Annotated in this window: 1 protein-coding gene; it reads left to right on the top strand. The window is 72.4% G+C overall.

All coding sequences use genetic code 11. The features are described from left to right. Positions 1 to 104: 104 nt before the first annotated feature. Positions 105 to 1364, top strand: coding sequence for an FUSC family protein (locus MCBG_RS22295; RefSeq protein ID WP_043327993.1), 1260 nt, complete (start codon positions 105 to 107; stop codon positions 1362 to 1364). Positions 1365 to 1543 lie beyond the last annotated feature (179 nt).

The following is a 1543-nucleotide window of genomic DNA, read 5'->3' on the forward strand; positions in this document are numbered from 1 at the left end:
GCCGTCTCCCGCCACCGTGCCTGTCAGGTCGTCCATCGGATGCAGTCTGCCCCCTCCGGCCCGGGTAGAGGGATTCAGCCGGGGCGGTACGGGTAGTACCGGCCATGGCCCGGGACGGACGACTGCAGTTCTTGCGTCGCGGAAAGCTGCGTGAGGGGCGGGCCGACCGCGACGGGCAGCGGATCGCCTCCGCGATGGAGGAGCTGCGGCACCGGGGCAAGGCGACCCTGCACGACCGGCTGCACCGGGTCCGGACCGCGTTCGGCCTGGCGGTGCAGGCCGGGCTCGCCGCCGGCCTGGCGTACCTGATCTCGCACCGGCTGCTGAAGAACCCCCAGCCGGTCTTCGCCCCGATCTCCGCCGTCGGCACGCTCGCCGCCTCGGTGGGGCAGCGGTTCCGGCGTACGGTCGAGCTGATCGCCGGCGTGGCCGTCGGCGTGCTGGTCGGCGACGCGCTCATCTACTTCGTCGGCACCGGCGCCTGGCAGCTCGCGCTCGTGGTGACCTCGGCGATCCTGCTGAGCATCTTCGCCGGGGCGAGCGTGGCGATCGTGATCCAGGCCGCGGCCACCGCGGTGCTGATCGTGACGCTCAGCCCGTCCACCGAGAACCTGGAATTCCCCCGCTTCATCGACGCGTTACTCGGTGGCGGCATCGCGCTGCTCGTCACCGCCATCCTGCTGCCGCTCAACCCGCTACGGGTGATCAACCGGGCCGCCCGGCCCGCGCTGGACCTCCTCGCCGACCAGCTCGACGCCTGCGCCGAGGCGCTGCGAAACCAGGACCGGGAGGCGGCCCAGCGCGCGCTGTTCCGGCTGCGGGAGAACAAGGAGGAACTGGCCGCCCTCTCCGAGGCGATCGAGGGTGCCAAGGAGACCAGCACGCTGTCCCCGGCCCGCTGGCACCGGCGTGGCGAGCTGACCCACTACGCCGAGGCGGCCGACCCGATCGACCGGGCCATGCGCAACACCGGCACGCTGATCCGCCGCGCGGTCACCATGATCGAGGACGACGAACCGGCCCCCGAGCCGATGCCGGACGCGATCGGTCATCTGGCCGAGTCGGTGCGCCTGCTCCGCCATGAGTTCGCCGCCGGGCAGGAGCCGCAGGAGGCCCGCGAACGGTCGCTGCGCGCGGTGAGCGAGGCCGGCCGGGCGTACGCCGAGGGGGTCGGCTTCTCCGGCAGCGTGGTGATCGCGCAGGTGCGTACCACGGCGAGCGACCTGATGGTGGCCTCCGGGATCGAGCAGGAGGAGGCGAACCGCCTGGTCCGGCAGGCGTTCGGCGAGAAGGAGCACCGCACCGGCCCACCCACCGACCGAAACCCCGCCGCCCACCCTCCCACAGCCCCCCCAGTCGGCTGACCCGCCCTGCCCCGCCCCGCCCTGCCCCGCCCCGCCCGGCCCGCCTCCTGCCCGCCGCGTTGATCAAGGAGTTTGTGTCCCTCCCGGAGATCAACTCGGACCCAAACTCCTTGATCACCTCCATGGGGGCCGGCTGATCATGAAGTTGGCTGGTGGGGAAGCGCTTTCTGTGACCGCTA

This window comes from Micromonospora sp. M42 (genome assembly GCF_000568915.1).
GTDB classification, from domain to species: Bacteria; Actinomycetota; Actinomycetes; order Mycobacteriales; family Micromonosporaceae; genus Micromonospora; species Micromonospora chalcea.